Raw genomic sequence first — 18954 nt, forward strand, 5'->3', positions numbered from 1 at the left:
AAAGGGGTGATGACCTTGCTAAATTGCGGAATAATTGGCCTGCCTTTATCGGGAAAAACGACGATCTTTAATGTCTTGACCGGAGCAGGCGCTCAAGTCAAATCTTATTCCAGCGGAAAGACAGAGCCAAACAGGGCCGTCGTAAATGTTCCAGACAGGAGGCTGGAGGAACTAGCTGCAGTCTATAAGCCTAAAAAAGTAACTCCTGCTCAAATCGAGTTCGTTGACCTTGCAGGGCTTTCGAGGGATGCAAGCAAAGGCGCAGGGTTGGGCAATGCCTTTTTGTCCTTCGTCGCGGATTCCGATGCGTTGATACACGTGATCAGATGCTTCGATAACCCGGAGGTTCCACATCCGGAAGGAAGCATAGATCCAGTGCGGGACTTCGGCATTGTGGAGATGGAGCTGATATTTCGAGACCTGTCGGTCATAGAAAATCGTTTGGAAAGGCTTTCCAAAAAGAAGGTCTTACAAAAGGAGGAGAGCGAAGAAAAGGAGCTGCTCGAGAAATATCGATCGCATCTTTTTTCGGAGCGACCCTTACGCGAGCTACAGCTTCCGCCTGAGGAGCTTAGAAGGATCAAGGGTTTTTCCTTTTTAACCCTAAAGCCTGAGCTGATAGTGTTAAATTTAGATGAAACCCAAACGTCGGATAAGGCCATTCCTGGCTACGAAGAGATGTTGCATCTGACTTCCAGCGGAGGGCTTTCGTTGGTCAAGGTGTACGGAAGGATAGAAATGGAAATGAGCGACCTTTCCCCGGAAGATCAAAGGGAATTCATGAGAGAGTTGGGTATAGATGAGCTTGGCAGAGAAAGGCTCATACGTGAAGCCTATAAAATGCTTGGATTAATTACCTTTTTTACCGTAGGGCATGACGAAGTGCGAGCCTGGACGATACCCTTAAATTCCACTTCCATTGATGCAGCTGGAGCCATCCATACGGATATGGCAAGGGGCTTTATGCGAGCCCAGGTGGTCCATTTCGATGATTTCAAAGAACACGGCTTTTCGATGGCAGCAGTCAGAGAGAAGGGCCTTCTTAGGTTGGAGGGCAAGGATTATATCGTTCGTGACGGAGACATTATAGAGATACGCTTTAACATATAAGACTTGGGGTGATGGTTGTGACTTATAGGGGAATTGCGATGACAATAGCTGGTAGCGATTCTGGCGGAGGGGCCGGCATCGAGGCCGATCTGGCGACTTTTTTACACCTGCGGGTATTCGGCACTGTGGCAATTACGGCCGTTACAGCCCAAAATAGTTTAGGGGTTCATGAGGTCTTCGATGTTCCGACCGAGATCATAAGGGCGCAAATGCGTGCGGTGTTGACCGATTTTACCGTTGGAGCTGTAAAGACGGGCATGCTATCGCGGAGGGAGACCATTTCCGAGGTGGCTGAGGGGATAAAGGCCCACAGGATCACAAAACTGGTCGTTGATCCGGTGATGGTCGCACAAAGCGGCGATCCCTTGATGTTCGGGGCAGCCTTAGATGCATTAAAATGCGAGCTTTTGCCACTGGCCCTCATCGTCACTCCTAACGTTCCTGAGGCTGAAAAACTGAGCGACATGAAGATAACGTCGATGCAGGAAATGAAGGAGGCTGCAAAGATTATAGCCGAATTGGGGCCTAGGGGTGTTCTTATAAAGGGAGGGCACTTGGAAGGTCCCAAAGTCACTGACTTGTTCTACTATGAAGGCAAATTCTCCGTCCTTGAACAGGATAGAATAGACACAAATGATCATCACGGCACAGGTTGCACTCTATCGGCTGCAATTGCCGCAGAACTTGCTGCAGGGACAGGCGTTTTTGAGGCAGTGAAAAGGGCTCACGATTATACCAGATTGGCCATAGAGCATAGGTTTAAAGGCGGGAAAGGCTATGGGTGCGTAGGCCATGTGTTCGATATTGAGTGGCTTAAGCCTGCTAATTGAGGCCTTTAATTTTTCATTGCTCTTTAGGAGGCATTGTGATGTTTGATCTCAAACGGGTTGATTTTTCAAAGGTTTTGAAGGACGTGACCCTCCGCAAGCCCTTGATATATCACATGACTAACGGTGTTGCCATGAGCGAACAGGCTCATCTGGCCTTGGCAATAGGGGCTTCTCCTGTAATGTCACTTTATCCAGGAGAAGCAGCAGAGTTGATTTCTGTAGCCGACGTTTTGCTTGTAAACATAGGTACTCCTTCCAGAGAAGGAATCGAGGCGATGTTCGTCGCTGTGAGAGAAGCCCGTGAATTGGGTAAGCCCGCCATTTTAGACCCTGTAGGATATGGGGCAACGAAGATGAGAGTAGATCTCGTGAATAGATTGCTCGATACAAAGGCCTTTCGTGTCATAAAGGGCAACGGAGCAGAGATTTCTCTGCTTGGTGGTCAAGAAGCCCAAGTGCGCGGCGTCGATTCCATGGATTCTCCTCGGACGGCCCTGGCAGTTAAGACATTGGCCCTAAAGCACGATTGCATAGCAGTGGCTACGGGGCCTACTGATTACGTCTCCGACGGCAAGGATGTTTATGCATTAAGGCGCGGTCACGAGTGGTTGACGCTCCTGTCTGGCTCTGGATGTTATGTTGGCACCATGATGGCCGCATATATGAGCGTAACTGAGCCGTTGATAGCAGCAATGACTGCATTAGCCTTAATGAGCGTCGCATCCGAAGTGGCAGCCATGAAATCCGACGGTCCTGGTACATTTCGTGCAAATCTTTTTGATATCCTTCACGATTTTTCCCTAAATCCAAGCTCTTTTGATATGCCAATATGGGAAAAACTTGAAATATAGCCTTTGGGTGGTGAACCGGTTGGTTTCCAACTTAAAAGATAAGTTGAAGCTTTATGTCATATTGGACAGGTTTCTTGGCAAGGGCGTCCCTTTATGCGAACAAGCCCGACTTGCCATAATGGGCGGAGCAACGGCCATCCAATTGCGCGATAAAAAGATGCAGGGCCGGGACTTTTACAGGGCCGCCTTGGCCGTAGGTGAAATTTGCAGGGAACAAGGGGTACTTTTTATAGTTAACGACAGGCTTGATGTGGCCTTAGCTGCCGAGGCTGACGGCGTACATTTGGGGCAGGAGGATTTGCCCTTAGAGGCTGCTAAAAAGATAATTCCGCCAGGTTTCATAGTAGGCATCTCGGTGAGGACTCCTGCTCAAGCTAAGGCGGCTCAAGCGGGAGGAGCTGATTATTTGGGCGTAGGAGATGTCTTTGGCACCTCAAGCAAGCCTGATGCCAAAACGATCGGTGTCGTGGGATTGCGAGAGGTGTGTCAAAGTACACCCCTTCCCTGCGTTGCCATTGGCGGTATTAACGTAGGTAATGTTAGGATTGCCTTGCAGGCAGGGGTCGTGGGCGTGGCCGTCATATCTGCGGTGGTGTCTCAGAAAGACATAGTTGCCGCAGCAAAAGCTTTGAGGGCTTTGATTCCATAGCATGTGCGAATTCCTGTTTTGGTTAGCCCTCTATGTGGCTGCGGTGTGGGAGGTCTCCCTTCATTTACTAGAGCTGAGACACTTAGGGAAAATGCAAAAAGGCCTTTTCCCATTTCCTGGTTTACCGCAAGCCATGCCTTCTTTCGGCAATTTAGACAATAGCATTGCATACGCAAGGAATCGCGTGAAACTATCCCTGGGAGAGACGTTGACGAATTATATCCTGTGTGTGGCAATCGCGGCATATGGGGTTCCCGACCGGATCAGCCAATTGATTGGCAATGTTGTAAATTCACAGGGCCTGATAGCAGGGTTATCGGGCCTTGTATTATGCTTCCTATTTTGGTCATGCAATTTGCCGTGGGCATGGTTGAGGACGTTCCGCGTTGAGCGCAAATATGGCTTTAACCTCACTACGAAAATGACGTTTGCCAGAGATAAGCTCATTGGGCTGATTTTATTGACATCCGTCTCCTTCGCTTCGCTTTTCTACTTTGCCTTGATATTTCGATATCCATTATGGCCACTTTATTTGATGCTTACTTTATTTCTATTTGAATTCATTATTATGCTAGTCGTCCCCGTGATCATCTTGCCGTTATTTTTTAAACTTCAACCTCTTATGGACGAAGATCTGGCGTTTAAAATAAGGGGCTTGCTCGATAAGTTAGGCATTAGGAATTTCAACATTTATGTCGCCGATGCATCGAGAAGAACCTTACACGGCAACGCCTTTATCGCGGGAATGGGAAAGGTCAAGAGGATAGTGCTCTTTGATACGTTGTTGTCGCGCTTGAAAGCCGATGAAGTATGTGCTGTCTTAGCGCATGAGTTAGGGCATTGGAAGCTTCGCCATATCGGGAAACGCCTGGTCCTTCTATGGGCTGTACAGGCCACCTTGATCCTTTGTGCCTATCTAATGTGGAGCTTTGGGTTCGTCCAAGCTCTGCATATCCAAAGCCCTCAAGCCTTTGCCGTGTATGTCTTCGTGTTCTTGAACGCATTCATGACCTTGGCGTTTCAACCCTTGATATTGCATGTTTCTAGAAAACACGAGCTGGAGGCTGACCGGTTTGCTGCAGAAAGCCTGGATCGAGAAAGCGTGATCCAGGCTTTATCCAAGATATCGAGTGACAACTTGAGCTGGTTGCCCTCCAGCAAAATATATGCTATGTGGTATTCAACGCATCCCTCTATCCTTGAGCGCATAACAATATTAAATCAATAGCAATTTGTCAAGTACTAGCCTGTTTCACATTGACAAAGCCTTTTGAGCACAGGCGGCTTGTAGGGCTGCTCCGATGGGAAGGCAATCCTCGTCTATGTCAAACAAATCGTTATGGCCAGGATGGATAGCTCCTTTTGCCTCATTGCGGCAGCCTAATTGATAAAATGCTCCTGGTATTTTTTCAAGGAAGTATGCAAAATCTTCCACCCCAAGGCTGGGTTTTTCAAGCAAGACCACTGAGTTTTCACCAAGAAGCTCATTTGCTGTATTGATGACAAAATCCACCCATTGAGAGTGATTAGTCAGAGCAGGATATCCCTTTATCCTCTCTAAAATTCCTTGGCCTCCCATGCCCTTGGGAATTAACTCGACGTATTGCCTTATCTTTTCGTTGAGCTTTTCGCGAGTGTCGGGGGATAAGGTTCGAAGAGTTCCCGTCATGGTCACTTCGTCGGCGACGATGTTGTTCTGGCTGCCGCCTTTTATGGTGCCAAAGGTCAAGACTGCGGAGTCCCTTGGGTCCGTAGCCCTGCTTACTATCGTTTGCAGGGCAGAGATAAGCTGTCCTGCTATTACTATGGCATCTATCCCCTCGTGTGGGTAAGCTCCGTGAGTGCTTTTGCCCATAACTTTTAGCGTCAGCATGTCTGAGGCTGCATTCATTTGACCATATCTGATGCCTATTTTGCCTGTAGTTAACTCGGTCGATACGTGAAGGCCAAAGATGGCCTTCGTGTTTTCGTCAAAGATACCGTCCTCTATCATCTGCTTGGCTCCACCTGTTGTCTCTTCTGCAGGCTGGAAAACCAACAAGACATTTCCCTTAAGCGATTTTCTTTCCTCGGCCAATAGCCTGGCAGCTCCAAGGAGCACTACCATGTGGGCATCGTGTCCGCAGGCATGCATTACGCCTTTGTTTTGCGACGCGTATTCTACTGTTTTTTTGTCCTGGATTGGGAGAGCATCCATATCGGCTCGCAGGGCTACGCTTAAATTGCCGCTTCCTTCTATCAACCCCACTACGCCGTAGTGATGATTAAATGTTTTATACGGTATTTTTAGCTCCTCCAGATATTTTATTATCATGTCGCGCGTGCGCTTTTCCTGCCCAGAAAGCTCAGGATGTCTGTGAAAATCCCTTCTGATGTTTACCATCCAATCACTTATCTTTAGTGCCCTTTCAATTACCGTCATTTCCGACATGACTTTCTACGCTCCTTTTTAGATCAATCATCATCAATGCTAGAATATTATATATTTTAATGACGGAGGAGCTCTTTTATAATGGAAGTTATAAAATTAAAGCTGGACGTAACTGAAATTGAGCTAGATGCACTGATCCCTCATCAAACCAAGTCAAACCCTGACCAAGAGACGATTGAGGGGCAAGCAAGAAGGCTTCTTTTGGACATAAAGGAACTTGTGACGCCGACGCTTTTATACGAATTTTGCCAACCCTGCTTTGATGAACGCGGCTTAGTTCTTACCTTCGACGGGAAAAAATTGGCCTTTAGCCCTGAGGATGGGTTATCAGACCTCAAAGCGGCGGATGAAGTTTTCGTTGGTTTAGCCACGATTGGACCTGCCATAGAAGAAAAAATTGAAATATATAACTCAAGAAACGAACTTCTCGTCTCTTATATCTTAAGCGAGCTTAGCGTGGCTGTTATGGGACAGGTCATCAAAAAAATAAAGAATTTATTGCTTGATATAGCACGTCAAAGGGGATATGGCGTAAGCTTGGTCCACATACCAGGTTCTACGCCGGGCCTGCCCTTGTCCCTGCAACCTTTGATAGTCGAGGGTTTAAATGGGAGGGCTTATGGGATTACCGTAAACGAGCACGATATAATTAAGCCCTTCTATTCCGTTACCTTCATGGTTGGCATGGGATCTAATTATGCTCGCGACGAACTGCTTCCAAAGTGCCCCGGTTGTTCCAGAAAGGACAGCTGTGCCTGGAGGAACAAATAGCTTGGTTTTCTAAGACTTCGATGAAGGAGTGAAAATTTGTCATGCGTTTTATCAAACGTCCGGAAGTTGTAATTGGCGAGGACTTAATGCGCGAAGTGTCTGACAAGGTTGAGGATATTTTAAGTCAGATAAAGAAAAAGGGATGGGAGAGCTTGGTAAATATATGCCAATCCCTTGACGGCATAGCACCATTTAGGATTAACCCCAAAGACATGACGAAAGCCTGGCGAGATTTGTCTCAAGATCTAAAGGACGCATTAAAGATGGCTGAAAAAAACATTCGAACTTTTCATAGGGCGCAAAGGGACATATTCAAGACCTTTGAGTGCGACGTAGCGGATGGCATAAAAGCTGGAATACGATTTATCCCCGTAAAAAGCACCGCCATTTACGTTCCCGGGGGCAGATATCCGTTGCCAAGCAGCGTCTTGATGGGGGTGATTCCCGCCCAGGAGGCCGGCGTTGAAAGGGTAGTGGTGTTAACTCCTCCGGGAAAGGAAGGTAACCCTAATCCGGTTACGCTTGCAGCAATGGGCCTGCTCGGCGTTAAGGAGGCATGGGCGATCGGGGGTGCACAAGCCGTTGCAGCTGTGGCTTTTGGAGCGGGCGATATAAAGCCTGTAGATTTTATAGCAGGGCCCGGAAATGTCTTTGTGACGGAGGCGAAAAGGCAGGTCTTTGGTACCGTGGGCATTGACGGTTTAGCAGGTCCAAGTGAGGTCTTGATCGTGGCAGACGAAAGCGCAGATCCGAAATTCCTTGCAGCTGATATGATTGCCCAGCTTGAACATGATCCCAATGCCAAAGCTACGTTGCTTGCCACCGACGAGACAATTGCAGAAAAGACAATAAAAGAAGCCTTAAACATTCTCTCAAATCTTGAGACGGCCTCAATAGCTTCAATTTCATGGGAAAAAGGGGCGACGATTGCAGTGGGCAGCCTGCAGGAGATAGCAGAGTATGCAGATAAGCTTGCCCCTGAGCATCTGGAATTGGCGTTGAAGGATCCCCAAGGCAAGCTTCAACTTTTCTCATGCTACGGCGCTGCCTTTTTGGGGAAATACTCCTCAGTGCCCTTCGGAGATTACATCGCTGGCACAAATCACGTGTTGCCCACGGGTGGGTCTGCGAGATTTCAAGGTGGCCTAGGGGTAGGAACTTTTCTTCGTCCGATGCAACACCTGCATTTGTCGCCTAAAGCCGCAGCGATGCTTGCCTTGCATGGGGCGACGATAGCCAGGGCGGAAGGTCTGGCTGCTCATGAAATTGCCATGAAATTGCGGCACATGTAACTTAAGGGATATTCAGTTTATCCTTTATCGTCCGCACGTCGTCGTAAATTTTTCCTATGGCATAAAGTACAATCCCGTTAATGGTGACCGCAAGCCCCGATGGGATTGTCACGACGGGAATCATTATAATGATTCCAAGGACGATGCCTATAATCCCGAATATCCTCAGCATTTTACCCATGGTCGGACCTCCTGTTTGAAAAAAGGATTTAATAAGATTAATTGCAGCATAGCAGGTATAAAACTAAATAGAAAGGCCATAGATAAACTTGAATGGGCGGAGGTGCTCAAGGTGGCTACTATAACTTACGAACAGTTTGATGCTGTGGACATGAGGGTGGGAAAAATTTTAAAGGCAGAGATCAACGAAAAGGCGAGGAAGCCAGCCTATAAGCTTTGGATCGATTTCGGCGATGAAATTGGAGTAAAGCAATCGAGCGCTCAGATAACGAAGCTTTATTCTCCAAGTTCCCTAGAGGGCAAGTTGATCATTGCCGTACTTAACTTTCCGCCGAAGACTGTTGCCGGATTTAAAAGTGAAGTTTTAGTTCTTGGAGTGCCAAACAAAGACGGAGATGTTGTGTTATTATCGGTAGACGATGATCCCCCTTTGGGGGGTAGGGTATTCTAAGTTTTTTGGATTTGAAATATAAAAAGTGCTTGACTTTTGAACAATATGGTGTATTATATCTTGTGTCGATAGGCGCCATCGACAATAATAAAATTTACAAAACAAGTATTTAGGAGGCAACATTAGTGAAAACACAGGGAACAGTCAAGTGGTTTAACGAGTCTAAGGGATATGGCTTCATCACTGCAGACACCGGCAAGGACGTCTTCGTTCATTACAGCGCTATACAGCAGGATGGATTTAAGACATTGGCAGAAGGTCAAAGGGTTTCTTTCGAGATAGTACAGGGAACCAAAGGGCCACAGGCTTCTGAAGTAACGGCTCTATAAATTAGAGAATAATACTTAATAGCCTATCGAGGGGGGCATCTCTTAGAGATGCCCCATAAATTTTGTCTACTGCGGTGTATTGGCATCGATGTTGCGGGCGGCATTAATGATCAGATCACGAACAAATTTTTTACGCTCATTTTCATTGGCAATATTTATATAATCATTAAGAACATCAAAAGTATCTAGTCGGGCAGTTTCTACGATTTGAGTAAACATGTCTATGATCTCGTCAGTATGTTTATTGATGAATCTCTTCTTGGTTTTTTCCAGTTTTTCTTGTGTCTTAAGTATCATTTCCTCTATTGTGCTTCTTCTCCTTCGTCTACCCTTATTTTCTGGCAATTTAGTTCCCTCCTTTCGTCTCAAATTTGAAGTTCATTATACTATCAATAATCATTAAAATCCATTAGTTTTTGTTGAAATATAAAAAAATCATATTATATGCAATATGAACTTTTTTAACTAGGGGAAATTTAGTTGTTTTTTATGTGCTCTCTATGTCGTAAGCCTGTTAGTTCGGATACTAAAAATGTGAATATTATGCCCGTTCCAGGTTCATTAAGTTTGCCGGCCTCGACGATGGCATCGTATATTGACTTGTATTCGTTAATATCGCTAAGTATTAGAATTATCTCTTTGGACGCTTCTATGTGTAAGTTGAAAAATTTTAGTGCTTCGGATTGTCCCGTGCCTCTCCCATAAAGAATGGTCGCTCCCTTTGCACCTGCCTTTTTTGCCTTTTCGACTACTTTGTCAGCTTTTCCCCTTTCTACGATGGCAACGATACATTTAACATCCATAGTAATGTCTCTCCTTTTGTGCTTTATTTAAAAGGCGGTAATTGATAGTCTATAATTTCGTCAATATCCCTAATATTAATACAGAAATTACAGCTCCAGTAGAAGTGAGACCTATGATGCCGAAACCGTATGCAAGCGGGTCGACATTTTCGAGCATTTTTGCCAAGCCTATTGCTATGGCCATATTGATTGGAATGTTGACAGGCCCGGTAGTAGCGCTGGCTGAATCCATGGCTATCGATATGAACTCATCGGGTGTAAAGAAAATCAGTGTTAATATCAGCAAAAGCAAGGGTATTATGACCTTTGCATAGGATATGTTGTTTAAGATTTTATATATACCTATGCCCATCCCAATGCCGAAACCTATAGCAACGGCATGAATTAGGGTTTTATGCGGGATAGCTCCAATTGATACCTCTTCGACCTCTAAAGCCAAAGTCTTTAATGCCGGCTCTACAAGGGTCCCGCAATATCCTATGGCAAATACCGCAGCTATGATCGACCATTTATGCTTTAGGACTACCAAATTGCCTCCTACCGAATCGGCCAGAGGATGGAGGCTCATAAAAACGCCCTTTAGGAAGAAGTGTAGTCCAAAGACACACAGCAAGATTCCTATTACAAATTCCCTTGTGTTTCTTAGGGGCTTCTTAAGCACTATAAGCTGAAACAAGACAAGTATGATCGCTAATGGAAGTACGCTTCTGATTGTTTCAAATAGGTCATTTAAGCTTGCTAGTATTCTCACGATTCTATGACCCTCCTCTATAATATTTGTCTAGGAAAGGGGACTTTAAGTTGCAAGACGGCAAAATATATTTTATTTTTAGGTGTATCTTACAAAGCATGGTGTGCGCTTAAAATGCAAGTTGATCCATTTACATCCTATCATTTAAAGCAAAATAAATAAAGGTAACCTGCACTATTGAAATGAAAAACACATATTTCCGTAGAATGGCTATAGGAGAAGGTTTAAGAAGCAAGCAAAGACGTGAAGAAGAATTAGCGAACTACACTAATTATTGGTTTTTGGGATAATTCGAGCTTGCAAATTCTTGGGATATGTCGCTATACTATGATTGGCGTTGTAAGTTAAAGGTCGGGGGATTATATATTAAAATGTAGAGCCTAATTTACAGGGAGGTCGAATGGAATGGAAGTTCTCAAGGTCTCCGCAAACTCTCAGCCAAAATCTGTTGCAGGAGCTATAGCTGCAGTCATGCGAGAGAAGGGTGCAGTGGAGGTGCAAGCGGTAGGTGCAGGGGCGGTTAACCAAGCTGTAAAGGCGATAGCGATTGCACGGGGCTATGTGGCACCCAATGGTATTGATTTGATCTGCATCCCTGCTTTCGCTAAGATCAGCATTGACGGTGAAGAAAGGACGGCAATTAAGTTTCAACTAGAGTCAAGATAAGGGATAATCTTTCGTAGACGTTCATAGGCAAATCCCCGACAGGCAAGAACAGAAAGCGCGGCATTTGGAAGGCCGCGCTTTTTACTATACAGATCTTTTGATATCATATTTTTTGCTGTCGTTATTTGTGAACTATCATTAATAAATAATAAGATCGTAAAAACAGGAGGCAACGATACATCATGGATATCATCAAGGCACCCAGAGGAGTGAGGGATGTTCTTCCCGATGAATCGTGGAAATGGGCTTATGTCATGGATGCGGCAAGGAAAGTATCGAACGTTTTTGGATATAGCGAAGTGCATCTGCCTATTTTTGAGCATACGGAGCTTTTTGCCAGGGGGATAGGCGATTCTACGGACGTAGTTGAAAAAGAGATGTATACCTTTGAGGATCGATCCGGCAGAAGCTTAACCTTGCGACCTGAACTCACGGCCTCCATGGTCAGATGCTACTTGGAGCACGGTATGTCGCAAAAGGTGCAGCCAGTTAAGATGTGGAGCGCAGGCCCCATGTTTCGCTATGAACGTCCGCAAAAGGGAAGGTATCGCCAATTTTGGCAGCTAGACGTCGAAGCGTTGGGTTCCGATGCTCCGGAAGTCGATCTGGAGATCATCTCCTTTGCCATCTACCTTTTTGACATGCTCGGTCTTTCGAATTTAGAGGTCGTAGTTAACTCGGTAGGTTGTCCGGAATGCAGGCCCACTTACAGACAGGCTCTCAAGGACTATGTTGGATCAAAGTTCGAGCTGCTTTGTCCGACCTGTCAAAATAGGTTCGATAGAAACCCGCTGAGAATATTGGATTGCAAGAATGAGGGATGCAGGGAAATCATGAAGGAAGCTCCAGGCATGACGGATTATCTTTGTGACGAGTGTAAAGAGCACTTTCATAGGGTCAAGGAGGGCATGTCGCTGCTAGGCATCCACTATAAAGAGGACAAAAACCTCGTTCGTGGATTAGATTACTATACAAAGACCGCATTCGAGGTCCTTTCCGGTGAATTGGGGGCACAGAATGCCGTTTGTGGAGGCGGAAGGTACGATAATCTGGCCGAAGCAATCGGAGGTCCTCACGTCCCCGGCGTCGGCTTTGCTGCCGGTATCGAGCGTATCGTTTTGACGATGGAGGGGCAGGGATGCGATTTTGGCCCCAAGCCCGCCATCGACGTGTTTGTGGTAACTGCAGATGATTCTGCCAAGCGGGCAGCATTGAAGTTGCTTTACGAAATACGGCAAAACCGTATCAGCGTTGATATGGATTATTCCGGCAAGTCGTTAGGATCCCAGCTTAAGATGGCATCAAATAAGGAAGCGAGGCTGGCCTGCATCTTGGGGGGCACCGAATTGCAAAAGGGCGTAGTGACCGTGAAGGATTTAGCCAGTGGTTCGCAAGAGGAGGTTTCCCGAGATTCTTTGGTAGATTACATTAGACATAGTATTGCACATTAGATTTGGAGGCGAAGGAATTGTTTGACGCAGTATTTGACAAAAATTGGAAGAGGACGGTTTATTGTGGCAATATAAATCAAAGCTATGCGGATAAACCCGTCACGATTAACGGATGGGTACGAAAGCGAAGGGACTTAGGCGGGATAATATTCCTCGAAATTTGGGATCACACCGGCATGGTTCAGGTCGTGATCAATCCGGAGAATAACGCTTCCGTACATGAGAGGGCAAAGCAACTTAGGAGCGAATACGTGGTATCAATAAAGGGCACGATCAAAAGAAGACCTGTTGGGACAGAAAATCCCTCGCTTGCGACGGGAAATTTTGAATTAATTGCCGAAGACCTCTTAGTGCTTTCACCGGCTGTTTTGCCTCCCTTCGATCCCAACGATGCTGGCATGATCGATGAGAATATAAGGCTTAAATACAGATATTTGGACTTAAGGCGAGAGGCCATGCAAAGGAATTTGCGCCTTAGAAGCAAGGCTGCACAGTACACCAGATCGTTTTTTACCGGCGAGGGCTTCATTGAAGTAGAAACGCCAATGCTGACAAAATCGACGCCTGAGGGTGCGAGGGACTACTTGGTTCCAAGCAGGGTAAACCCCGGCAAATTTTATGCCCTTCCTCAGTCGCCACAGATCTTTAAACAGATCCTCATGATCTCCGGAGTGGATAGGTACTTTCAGATAGCCAGATGTTTTCGCGATGAGGATTTAAGGGCTGACAGGCAACCTGAGTTTACCCAGATCGATGTGGAGATGAGCTTTTTAACGGAGGAAGATATTTTTGAGTTGGTCGAGGATTATATGAAAGGGTTGTTCAAGGAGACGATTGGGCTGGATATTCAAACACCCTTTCCCAGGCTCAGTTATGCGGAAGCCATGGAACGATTCGGTTCCGATAAGCCGGATTTGAGAATACCCTTTGAGCTTATGGATTTAAAAGAGGTCTTTTCTGGCAAGGGCATCAAAGCCTTCGAAGTAGGAGATAGCGGAGCAATTAAGGGATTTGTCCTACCTGGCGGGGCTAACCTGTCGCGACAAGAGGTCGGCAACATCGAGGCGAAGGCAAAAGAGCTTGGAGCTAAGGGGTTGGCTTGTTTCCAAAGGGGAGAAGATCTAAAGGGTCCTTTAGTCAAATTTTTGGACGAAGCGGGTAAGGAGCTTTTGATAGAGCGCTCAAAGCTATCGCAGGGCGAAGCTCTTTTCGTCATGGCGGATACAGATAAGCGCAAGGTATGTGAGGTCATGGGTCAACTTCGCCTGGAGCTTGCAAAAAAATATGACCTGATCGAAAGAGATAAGTGGGCTTTCCTATGGGTTGTAGATTTTCCTTTGTTCGAATGGAGCGATACGGAGAACCGTTACGTTTCTGTCCATCATCCCTTTACCGCTCCTAAAAACGAAGATCTCCATCTTCTTGAAAGCGAGCCGTGGAAGGCCAGATCGCGCGCTTATGATATAGTATTAAATGGAAATGAAGTTGGGGGAGGTTCGATAAGGATCCACGATCCCAGGGTTCAGGAAAGCGTGTTTAAGGTCCTGGGTTTAAACGAAGAGGAAGCTTTGAATCGCTTTGGGTTCTTGTTAACTGCCCTTTCTTATGGAACACCTCCTCATGGAGGAATAGCTCTTGGGTTCGATAGGCTTGTGATGTTACTAGCCGGGGCGAAGTCCATTCGCGATGTAATTGCTTTTCCTAAGACACAAAAGGCCCAATGCCTTCTTTCGGGCGCTCCTTCTTATGTCGATGAAAAGCAGCTGGATGAGCTGCACATCAAGGTTACGGCAACGGAAGAAGAGGATGAGGATGATGGCCTTCAAACATCTTAAAGGTCGTGGCCTTACTATTGATGGTACATATGAAAGCTGGCTTTACGATCTAGAGGGAGACGCCGTCATGAACGGGTATTTGTTCGTCGATGGATGGGAGGAGGCCAAATTTATGAGGGCATGGTATGAAAGAAATCGGGGTAATCCAGTATTTGTAAGGGTTCTTAATTGCAATCTAAAGATACGCCTTGTTGGAATAGAATACGATGAGTCGGGACATTACAGCTCATCGCGGGTAAAGGTGATAGCGGAATGCGTTGTTTAATCGTAAAGACGGGGGAAACGGAGTTATTGCGGGATTCAAAGATCGAGGGCATCTCCGATGGGGAGGTATTTAGGAGCGGGGTGCTGCTTTCGCGCCTACTGCAGCGACATGATGTATATTGGTATGGGGCTCCCAAGAAACTTCAAGCCCTCTTTCCTCCACAACACAACTTGCACTTCGTAGATTCCTTCGAAGACATCGGGGAGCCAGATGTTGTATTTTATCTGGAAAGGACAGATATACCCCTTCCAGATAAGTGGAAATCAAAAGTGCGGGGCTTTTATTTGGATGGAGACCATTGGCGCACCAATCCACGGGTACCAGAACTGGAAGATATCATTTACTCCACGGGGAGAAAAGTCCGCCTTTCCCATGCTCATTGGCTTTACAAGCTTTGCGGCATGACGTGGAGTGGGGAACCTTACTGGTCTTACCTGCGCATAGGTGTGGGCGAGAGGCGCAAGGTTCCGCTTATAGGGTTAAATCCAAGGGTGGGGCTCAAGTGGTCCCAAAAGGCATGGCCTATGGAACGATGGTGGAGCTTAGCCAAAAAACTTCAAAATCAAGGTTATGAAGTAACGTGGCAACCGGGTGGCACCATGCAAAGTTATGTCGATTGGATTTACGATTTGGATTTACTGATAAGCGTGGATACTCTAGGCCTTCATATAGCACTGGGGGGGAGAGTCCCGGTAATCGGGCTCTTTGGTCCGACATACCCTACGGAAATACCTAGGTGGGGAGTGGGCCTTTGGCTGTGGGAACGTTCCGGTAAAATGGCTCACTCCGTAGATAGGGTGTTTAATGTCGCGAGAAACTACCTGGGGGCTATCAGGGGCGGTTATATAAAGGGGCAATATGATATATCACTATCAAACAAGTAATATGCCCATTTAGCGTGAATAGATCAACTTGATGCATGGTCATTTTATATATTTTAGTATAATAGTAGGTAGGAAATTTCTTTATCGAAGAGGAGGTGTTTAAAGTGGCCAGAGTGACATATTTAGGACATGCTGCTTTTTATATAGAAGGAGAGGGCATTAAGGCTTTAATTGATCCTTTTCTGTCCGGTAATCCATCCAGTGCGTGGAAGCCGGCAAGCATCACGGATTTAAATTACATATTCGTAACCCATGGTCATGATGATCATATAGGCGATACCGTTCAAATTGCGAAAAATACCGGTGCAACCGTTATAGCAAACGCCGAAATATCGACCTATTTAGCCTCGAAGGGACTGAAGTGTCACAGCATGCACATAGGAGGCAGGTTTGCCTTTCCATTTGGACGTGTCAAGCTTACTCCGGCATGGCATGGCTCCGGAATAGCCGAAGGCGATAAGATGCTTTACGGGGGGACTCCCTGCGGATTTCTGATAGAGGTGGAGGGGAAAAAGTTGTACCATGCGGGCGATACAGGTCTTACCATGGAGATGAAGCTTCTTGAGCATGAAAAAGTAGACCTTGCCATGTTGCCCATAGGCGGAAACTACGTGATGGACATAGACGATGCCGTCAGAGCCGTCGAGTTCATTAAACCTAGAAAGGTAATCCCGATGCACTACGGGACTTTTCCGGTGATAAAGGCAGATCCGCAGGAGTTTAAGGCGAAAGTTGGATCTTTGGCCGAGGTTATAATCTTAGAGCCGGGCCAAAGCTACGAAATTTAGCCATTCGTAAACGCAAAATACGTAAGCTTATCCGTTTATTCTTTTGAGGTAAACCCCTCTCGATGGTTTTACGACAATCGGGAGGGGTTTACCTTGGTTGGCTTAGCAACATATGATCAATTCAATGATCCAAGCGATAGTTTGGACATTTTTGCTTCAAAATTAAGGGCCTTTCTAAAGCTAAGGTTGAGCGTTAAAATCGGTACAAAATAGAGTAAATATCTATGAAGTTCATACTTCATTCCAAAAACTCTCTTTAAGATCGAGCCGTGAGAATAAAATTGTCTCCATGCCCATCCATTGCCCTTCTCAAGCTCCTCTGCCGTCATCTGGGCGGGCCTGAAAACAGCATTTCCAAAGTCATATTTGGACCAGTCCTTGTCGATGATGCGGTTTTCGAGGGACAGCTTCTCGTATAGTTTGGTTCCGGGCAAGGGCGTCAGGACGCTGAATTGAGCTAAGTCCAGCTTGGAATCAAGTGCGAAATCCAGTGTCCTTTTAAAGACGTCCCTGTCGTCGCTGTCGAAGCCAAAGATAAAGGCTCCCATGACCATTATTCCGTGATCATGTAATATCTTTAACCCTTCCTTAAATTTTTTAATTTTGTTCTGAGGTTTGCCTATCTCCTTCATGCTTGCTTCCGAAATGCTCTCAAGGCCGATGAAAAGCCCCACGCAACCGCTTTTTTGTGCGAGCCCCAGCAATTCTTTATCCTCGACGATGTTAAAGGAACTTTGCCCAACCCACTTTTTGCCGTAGGGGATGAGGGCCTTGAACAGCTCCTTGCTATGCTTGGGATCACCGATGATGTTGTCGTCCATGAATGCGATCAATTTTCCCTTCATGTGGCTTATCTCCCGAACAACATCTCCTACGGGTCTGTGGCGGTAGGTATTGCCAAAGAAGTTCGAAACAGAACAAAAGGAGCATCCAAAGGGACAACCTCTGCTGATCTGGATTGTGTTTTCGAGGTAGTAGGCTCCTTTTTTGTACAGATCCCTTCGTGGTTCAGGTAAATTTTCCAGGCTTGGAAGATGTTCGTTAGAATAAAATTGCTTTAGGTCACCCTTTTCAAAATCATCGATGAGCCTCTGCCAGGCACCCTCGGCCTCTCCAATGACTACCGCATCGCAGTGTTTTATCGCTTCCTGAGGAAGCGCGGAAGGATGCGGGCCTCCCAATATGACTTTGGCTCCTCGGGCTCTGAATTCGTCGGCGATTTTGTATGCCCTTGGGGCCACGGAGGTCATAACTGTTATGCCGACCAGATCGTAGGGGTCATCATAGTTTATGGGTTCGACATGTTCATCGACTAATGCGACCTCTATGCCTGGTTTAATTAAAGCGGCTATGGTGCTTAAGGTTAAGGGAGGGAGTTTCAACGCGCTTTTTAACCGCTTGGCGTAGTAATCGTCCTTGCCTGGAGATATCAAAGCTACTTTCATATTAGAATACCACCTTTGCATCAAAAAATTCATATAAAACCTGAAGGCGTATTAACCGAGTCCTCTAAGAATGTTTGCAATTTAGCGTAGAAATCTAGCTGCTGTTTGGCTAACCGAAACAACCGTATGTATTTGCCTTCCCGGTAAAACTACCAAAGGTTTCAGTCCTTTGAAGTGTTGTTATTATGTGTTTCCTATTACAACTCTTATTATAACTCTTAATATTTCATATATGCTGTAATTTTGTGCTTTTGATTGCCCTCAAATTTATAACTGCTGGTGAGTATTTCAATATCTTAAACCAAAGACAGGGTGAAATATCCTTTCATCGTGTAAAAACTGCACCTGGTCCTCGAGGGCATGTTGAGCAGCCTCCCCGAGCTCTACAGAGAGTATGGAGGTTAAGATGTGCGCCAAAAACAACGGCCCTATGATGCTGCTACCGAATGTAGGGCTTAGAGCACTGACGTAAAACTGAAGCGTCGCCATGGGGCAAACCGGAGCGGCAGCAGTATCGGTTATGGTAACTATGCTGGCCTTTTGTGCTGCGCACTTTGCGATTGCCTCCGTTACCTCCACCACGTAACTTGGAAGTTCACATACGATTACTACGTCTCCTTCTTTGATGCAACGAACCTGTTCAACAATCGCAAGGGATCCCCTTTTGATCAGGTGTCCGGGTAGGCCCATGACCCTTAAACGCATGTAAAAGGTCTCCGCAACGAGAGAAGATATGCCCCACCCCATGCAATAAATGTTATTTGCCTTTTTGACCAGGTCGATGAAGGCGTTAATCTTTTCTTTGCTGATCATTCTCCAGGTGTTATCCAAGTTTGCATGTTCCGTGTCAAATATATTTGGAGCCAGTCCTTCGCCGCTTTCTTTTGCTTTGACCAGCATCGTGACAGGGTTGATCTGCTCCAGTATGGCCTTTTGGAAGGCCGATTTCAGCTCTGCATACCCTTGAAAACCAAGGATCCTGGCCACTCGTACCAATTGAGCCTTTGATACCTGAAGCTCTTGGGCTACCTGTCCGATCGAGTTGAATGCCACTTCTCGCATGTTCGACAGTAAATATTCCGCCACCCTTCTGGCCTTTTTTGGCAAAGTTGGTATCTTATCCCGCAAAAGGGATTCAAGCTCTTCTCGAGTCATTTTGCGCACCACCTTCA

General features: G+C 46.1%; 22 protein-coding genes. 15 read left to right on the forward strand and 7 right to left on the reverse strand.

Translation table 11 applies throughout. From position 1 onward, the window contains the following. Positions 1-15: 15 nt before the first annotated feature. From ychF to BUQ78_RS07635, 5 genes are all read left to right on the forward strand, one after another. On the forward strand, positions 16-1110 hold the full coding sequence (gene ychF / locus BUQ78_RS07615) for a redox-regulated ATPase YchF (protein WP_074200207.1): 1095 nt from the start codon (positions 16-18) through the stop codon (positions 1108-1110). A gap of 38 nt (positions 1111-1148) precedes the next feature. After that, a complete protein-coding gene (thiD, locus tag BUQ78_RS07620; protein ID WP_143228359.1) occupies positions 1149-1940 on the forward strand; it encodes a bifunctional hydroxymethylpyrimidine kinase/phosphomethylpyrimidine kinase in 792 nt (263 codons plus the stop codon). Positions 1941-1978: 38 nt separating this feature from the next. After that, positions 1979-2791: a hydroxyethylthiazole kinase gene (gene thiM, locus BUQ78_RS07625; protein ID WP_014807463.1), complete on the forward strand. Its 813-nt coding sequence runs from the start codon at positions 1979-1981 to the stop codon at positions 2789-2791. 10 nt (positions 2792-2801) lie between these two features. Continuing rightward, a complete protein-coding gene (gene thiE / locus BUQ78_RS07630) occupies positions 2802-3440 on the forward strand; it encodes a thiamine phosphate synthase (protein WP_245529538.1) in 639 nt (212 codons plus the stop codon). A 133-nt stretch (positions 3441-3573) separates the two neighbouring features. Further along, on the forward strand, positions 3574-4668 hold the full coding sequence (locus BUQ78_RS07635) for a M48 family metallopeptidase (protein WP_318259651.1): 1095 nt from the start codon (positions 3574-3576) through the stop codon (positions 4666-4668). 24 nt (positions 4669-4692) lie between these two features. Here BUQ78_RS07635 and BUQ78_RS07640 read toward each other — a convergent pair whose 3' ends face one another. Further along, the gene (locus BUQ78_RS07640; protein WP_014807460.1) at positions 4693-5871 is read right to left on the reverse strand and encodes a M20 metallopeptidase family protein; all 1179 of its coding nucleotides are present in this window, start codon (positions 5869-5871) and stop codon (positions 4693-4695) included. An 81-nt stretch (positions 5872-5952) separates the two neighbouring features. On the opposite strand from BUQ78_RS07640, the gene BUQ78_RS07645 reads away from it, so the two are divergent. Then, positions 5953-6642: a vitamin B12 dependent methionine synthase gene (locus BUQ78_RS07645; protein ID WP_014807459.1), complete on the forward strand. Its 690-nt coding sequence runs from the start codon at positions 5953-5955 to the stop codon at positions 6640-6642. A 41-nt stretch (positions 6643-6683) separates the two neighbouring features. After that, on the forward strand, positions 6684-7934 hold the full coding sequence (gene hisD / locus BUQ78_RS07650) for a histidinol dehydrogenase (protein ID WP_014807458.1): 1251 nt from the start codon (positions 6684-6686) through the stop codon (positions 7932-7934). 1 nt (position 7935) lies between these two features. Here the strand turns inward: hisD and BUQ78_RS07655 are convergent, their stop codons facing one another. Then, on the reverse strand, positions 7936-8115 hold the full coding sequence (locus BUQ78_RS07655; RefSeq protein ID WP_014807457.1) for a hypothetical protein: 180 nt from the start codon (positions 8113-8115) through the stop codon (positions 7936-7938). A gap of 111 nt (positions 8116-8226) precedes the next feature. Here BUQ78_RS07655 and BUQ78_RS07660 point away from each other — a divergent pair, with 111 nt between their 5' ends. Beyond that, positions 8227-8565, forward strand: coding sequence for a tRNA-binding protein (locus tag BUQ78_RS07660; RefSeq protein ID WP_041460000.1), 339 nt, complete (start codon positions 8227-8229; stop codon positions 8563-8565). Between the two features lie 125 nt (positions 8566-8690). Then, positions 8691-8894 carry a cold-shock protein gene (locus BUQ78_RS07665; protein WP_014807455.1) on the forward strand — a complete coding sequence of 68 codons (204 nt, stop codon included), beginning with the start codon at positions 8691-8693 and terminating at the stop codon, positions 8892-8894. 66 nt (positions 8895-8960) lie between these two features. Here BUQ78_RS07665 and BUQ78_RS07670 read toward each other — a convergent pair whose 3' ends face one another. The 3 genes from BUQ78_RS07670 to BUQ78_RS07680 form a co-directional block, all read right to left on the reverse strand. Beyond that, the gene (locus BUQ78_RS07670; protein WP_014807454.1) at positions 8961-9239 is read right to left on the reverse strand and encodes a hypothetical protein; all 279 of its coding nucleotides are present in this window, start codon (positions 9237-9239) and stop codon (positions 8961-8963) included. A 131-nt stretch (positions 9240-9370) separates the two neighbouring features. Next, positions 9371-9697, reverse strand: coding sequence for a P-II family nitrogen regulator (locus tag BUQ78_RS07675; RefSeq protein WP_014807453.1), 327 nt, complete (start codon positions 9695-9697; stop codon positions 9371-9373). Positions 9698-9746: 49 nt separating this feature from the next. After that, the gene (locus BUQ78_RS07680; RefSeq protein ID WP_014807452.1) at positions 9747-10448 is read right to left on the reverse strand and encodes a DUF1538 domain-containing protein; all 702 of its coding nucleotides are present in this window, start codon (positions 10446-10448) and stop codon (positions 9747-9749) included. A gap of 405 nt (positions 10449-10853) precedes the next feature. On the opposite strand from BUQ78_RS07680, the gene BUQ78_RS07685 reads away from it, so the two are divergent. The 6 genes from BUQ78_RS07685 (at position 10854) to BUQ78_RS07710 (ending at position 16337) form a co-directional block, all read left to right on the forward strand. After that, entirely contained in the window at positions 10854-11114 is a 261-nt protein-coding gene (locus BUQ78_RS07685; protein WP_009200339.1) for a stage V sporulation protein S, read from the forward strand. 182 nt (positions 11115-11296) lie between these two features. Next, the gene (gene hisS, locus BUQ78_RS07690; RefSeq protein WP_143228361.1) at positions 11297-12565 is read left to right on the forward strand and encodes a histidine--tRNA ligase; all 1269 of its coding nucleotides are present in this window, start codon (positions 11297-11299) and stop codon (positions 12563-12565) included. A gap of 17 nt (positions 12566-12582) precedes the next feature. Next, the gene (gene aspS / locus BUQ78_RS07695; protein ID WP_074199809.1) at positions 12583-14400 is read left to right on the forward strand and encodes an aspartate--tRNA ligase; all 1818 of its coding nucleotides are present in this window, start codon (positions 12583-12585) and stop codon (positions 14398-14400) included. Further along, a complete protein-coding gene (locus tag BUQ78_RS07700; RefSeq protein WP_074199810.1) occupies positions 14378-14665 on the forward strand; it encodes a hypothetical protein in 288 nt (95 codons plus the stop codon). Before aspS ends, BUQ78_RS07700 begins: the two co-directional genes overlap by 23 nt. After that, positions 14653-15549: a glycosyltransferase family 9 protein gene (locus BUQ78_RS07705; protein WP_074199811.1), complete on the forward strand. Its 897-nt coding sequence runs from the start codon at positions 14653-14655 to the stop codon at positions 15547-15549. Before BUQ78_RS07700 ends, BUQ78_RS07705 begins: the two co-directional genes overlap by 13 nt. Positions 15550-15653: 104 nt before the next feature. Beyond that, positions 15654-16337 carry a metal-dependent hydrolase gene (locus BUQ78_RS07710; RefSeq protein WP_074199812.1) on the forward strand — a complete coding sequence of 228 codons (684 nt, stop codon included), beginning with the start codon at positions 15654-15656 and terminating at the stop codon, positions 16335-16337. Positions 16338-16453: 116 nt separating this feature from the next. Here BUQ78_RS07710 and BUQ78_RS07715 read toward each other — a convergent pair whose 3' ends face one another. Together BUQ78_RS07715 and BUQ78_RS07720 are read right to left on the reverse strand one after the other, a co-directional pair. Beyond that, entirely contained in the window at positions 16454-17782 is a 1329-nt protein-coding gene (locus BUQ78_RS07715; protein WP_074199813.1) for a B12-binding domain-containing radical SAM protein, read from the reverse strand. Between the two features lie 288 nt (positions 17783-18070). Then, positions 18071-18937 carry a MurR/RpiR family transcriptional regulator gene (locus BUQ78_RS07720; protein WP_014807445.1) on the reverse strand — a complete coding sequence of 289 codons (867 nt, stop codon included), beginning with the start codon at positions 18935-18937 and terminating at the stop codon, positions 18071-18073. Positions 18938-18954: the final 17 nt, after the last annotated feature.

The sequence above is a fragment of the Acetomicrobium flavidum genome (assembly GCF_900129645.1).
GTDB classification, from domain to species: Bacteria; Synergistota; Synergistia; order Synergistales; family Acetomicrobiaceae; genus Acetomicrobium; species Acetomicrobium flavidum.